This is a genomic window from Rathayibacter sp. AY1E6 (assembly GCF_002931115.1).
Classification (GTDB): Bacteria; Actinomycetota; Actinomycetes; order Actinomycetales; family Microbacteriaceae; genus Rathayibacter.
Genome location: NZ_PSVK01000005.1, coordinates 164350 through 167927, shown reverse-complemented (window position 1 = coordinate 167927; position 3578 = coordinate 164350). Strand labels below are relative to the sequence as shown.

Here is a 3578-nt window from a genome sequence, read left to right as displayed (position 1 = left end):
AGTGCTGGTTAGGACGCCGCTCCCCGCGCGGCGTCCCGCAGTCGGCTCCAGCGCGGGGCCGGGTCCCGAGGAGCGGGTCGCGCACGGCGACGCGGATCCGCTGGAACGCGGATCCCCGGATACGCCTCGCGATGACGTCGCTGGTTAGGACGCCGCTCCCCGCGCGGCGTCCCGCAGTCGGCTCCAGCGCGGGGCCGGGTCCCGAGGAGCGGGTCGCGCACGGCGACGCGGATCCGCTGGAACGCGGATCCCCGGATACGCCTCGCGAGGACGCCGCTGGTTAGGACGCCGCTCCCCGCGCGGCGTCCCGCAGTCGGCTCGAGCGCGGGGCCGGGTCCCGAGGAGCGGGTCGCGCACGGCGACGCGGATCCGCTGGAACGCGGATCCCCGGATACGCCTCGCGAGGACGCCGCTCCCCGCGCGGCGTCCCGCAGTCGGCTCGAGCGCGGGGCCGGGTCCCGAGGAGCGGGTCGCGCACGGCGACGGGGATCCGCTGGAACGCGGATCCCCGGACACGCCTCGCGAGGACGCCGCCGCCTGCGGAACGGAGTGCGGTCAGCCGCTGAAGGCGGTGAGGGCGTCGTCGAGGATGCCGAGGCCGCGGGCGACCTCGGCGGAAGTGATGACGGCCGGCGGGACCACGTGGATCCGGTTGTCGGCGGTGAAGGGCAGGAGGCCGCGGGACAGCAGGTCGGCCTTGAGGCGGGCGACGGAGGCCGCCGGCAGCGGGGTGCGCGCGGCCCGGTCGGTGACCAGCTCCAGCGCCCAGAACACTCCGGAGCCCCGGACCTCGCCGATCAGGTCGTGCTTCGCCTCGAGCGCCGCCAGGCCGGGGGCCAGGTGCTCCGAGCCGATGGTGCGCGCGTTGTCGACGATCCCCTCCTCCTCCATCGCCTCGAGCGTCGCGACGACGCTGGCCGCGGCGAGCGGGTGGCCCGAGTAGGTGAGACCGCCGGGGAAGACGCGCTCGTCGAAGTGGTGGGCGATCGGATCCGAGATGACGACGCCGCCGATCGGGACGTAGCCGGAGTTCACGCCCTTCGCGAAGGTGATCAGATCGGGGCGCACGTCGAAGGCGTCGAAGGCGAACCACTCCCCCGTGCGGCCGAAGCCCGCCATGACCTCGTCGAGGATCAGCTGGATGCCGTACCGGTCGGCGATCTCGCGCACACCCGCGAGGTAGCCGGGCGGCGGGGTGAGCACGCCGGCGGTGCCGGGGATGGTCTCGAGGAGGAACGCGGCGATCGACTCCGGCCCCTCCGCCTGCACGACGCGCTCGAGGTGGTGGAGGGCGCGCTCGCACTCCTGCTCGAGGGTCTCGGCCCAGAACTCGCTGCGGTACAGGTAGGGCCCGAAGGCGTGCACGTGCCCGCGGGAGTACTCGTTCGGGATGCGGCGCCAGTCGCCGGTCGAGACGATCGCCGCTCCCGTGTTGCCGTGGTACGAGCGGTACAGCGAGACGACCTTGTCGCGGCCGGTGAACAGCCGCGCCATGCGGATCGCGTTCTCGTTCGCGTCCGCGCCGCCGTTGGTGAAGAAGACCTTCTCCATGCCCTCGGGCGCCCGCTCGGTGATCAGGCGGGCCGCCTCGGCGCGGGTCTCGTTCGCGTAGGCGGGGCCGACGGTGGTGAGGACGCCCGCCTGCTCCTGGATCGCGGCGACGACCTTCGGGTGCTGGTAGCCGATGGTGACGTTCACGAGCTGGCTCGAGAAGTCGAGGTAGCGGGTGCCGTCGACGTCCCAGACCTCGGCGCCGAGACCGCCTGCGATCGGCAGCGGGTTCAGCGCGCCCTGCGCCGACCAGGAGTGGAACACGCGGGACCGGTCGGCGGCGGTGACCGAGGCGTTGTCGCGGACGGTGGGGGCGGTCGAGGACGTCATGCTCCCCATCGTGCCGCGCGCGCCTCGGAAGCGGGCGTGCGGATCCGTCGATCCGCGGACCCTACGATGGACGGAACGTCGAAGGGAGCCGCGCATGCCCGCGACCGTCCGCGATCTGCTGGCCGAACCGGCCTTCCGCCTCCGCGTGCTCGCCGGCGTCCACGACGAGGCCGATCTCGACGCTCCTCTGGTCTGGGCGCACTCCTCGGACCTCGTCGATCCGACGCCCTGGCTCGAGTCGGGCCAGCTGCTGCTGACCGACGGCGTCCACTTCACCGGGCACGACAGCGCCGAGTTCTCGGAGGAGTACGTCGCCCGGCTGCGCGGCCGCGGCATCCGCGCGCTCGGCTTCGCCACCCGCATCGTGCACGACGAGGTGCCCGCCGCTCTCGTCACGGCGTGCGACCGCCAGGGCCTGCCGCTGCTGGAGGTGGCGGACCTGACTCCGTTCATGGGGATCATCCGCTTCGTCGCCGACGTGATCTCGCGGGAGCAGCGCGAGCGGCTGGAGTGGTCGCTCGAGGCGCAGCGGCGGGTCGCCCGCGCGGCGCTGCGGCCGGACGGGCTCGCGGCGATCCTCACCGAGCTGGAGCGGCAGCTGGACTGCTGGGTCGCCCTCTACGACGCCGCCGGGCAGAGGGTGCACCTGCCCACCCGGCTCGACGTGCCCGCGGAGGAGGCGGTCGCCGCGGCCGCGAGGCACGCCCTGACCCGCGGCAGCCGAGCGGGACTCCGACTCGACGACGGCGGCGGAGTGACGCTGCAGACGATCGGGCGCCGCGACCACCTGCGCGGGGTGCTCGCCGTGGGCACGGGCACGCCGCTGGACCCGGCGGGCAGCGACCTCGTCGCGAGCGTCATCGCGCTGGCGAGCATCGCGCTGGAGCAGCGGCGCGCGCTGGACTCCTCCCGTCGGCAGCTGCGCTCCGGACTGCTCGAGCTGCTGGCCGCGGGAGCCTTCGACGTCGCCGAGAGCACCGCACGGCGCCTGGGGAGCCCGCTGCCCGCCGAGCCCGTGCGGGTGGTCGTGCTGAGCGCGCCCGTGCACGGCGACTCGCTCCTCGACGAGCTGGAGGTCGTGGCGGAGGAGGACGGCGCGCGCCTGTTCTTCGCCGAGAGGGACGGCTCGCTCGTCGCCGTGGCCGCCGCCGACGGACTCGGGCCGCTGACCGCCGTGCTGAAGCGGCACGGCGCGAGCGCCGGCGCCTCCGCCCCGATCGGATGGTCGGACCTGGACCGGGGCCTCGAGGAGGCGCGGCGCGCCGCCGAGCGGACGGGAGACGGGACGGTGGTCCGGTTCGAGGACGTCGCCGCCGAGGGGATGATCGGGCTCCTCGCCGCCGCCGGAGCCGCACCGCTCGCCCGCCGGATGCTCGCACCGCTGCTGACCCCGGAGGGAGCCGTGCTGCTCGAGAGCGCCCGCGTCTGGCTCCGCCGCAACGGCGCCTGGGAGCCCGCCGCCCGCGACCTCGGCGTGCACCGTCACACCCTCCGCAACCGCATCACCGCCGTCGAGCGCGCCCTCGGCCTCGACCTCGACGACGTCTCCGCCCGCACCGAGCTCTGGACGGCGCTGCGGCTGCACTCGTAGCCGATCTCCTCCTGCGTCGTCGATCGGCCGCGGTCGGCCGGGGAGGGTGGTCGCGCTGGGAAGAGCGGGTCGCGTACCGCGCACGACGATCCGCTCACACGCGGAT

2 protein-coding genes are annotated in these 3578 nt (G+C 74.7%); one reads left to right on the top strand and one right to left on the bottom strand.

Going from position 1 to position 3578, the window contains the following annotated elements; all coding sequences use genetic code 11:
• Positions 1–555 precede the first annotated feature (555 nt).
• Entirely contained in the window at positions 556–1881 is a 1326-nt protein-coding gene (locus tag C5C46_RS07195; protein ID WP_104223841.1) for an aspartate aminotransferase family protein, read from the bottom strand.
• Between the two features lie 94 nt (positions 1882–1975).
• Here C5C46_RS07195 and C5C46_RS07190 point away from each other — a divergent pair, with 94 nt between their 5' ends.
• Entirely contained in the window at positions 1976–3472 is a 1497-nt protein-coding gene (locus C5C46_RS07190) for a PucR family transcriptional regulator (protein ID WP_181136500.1), read from the top strand.
• Positions 3473–3578 lie beyond the last annotated feature (106 nt).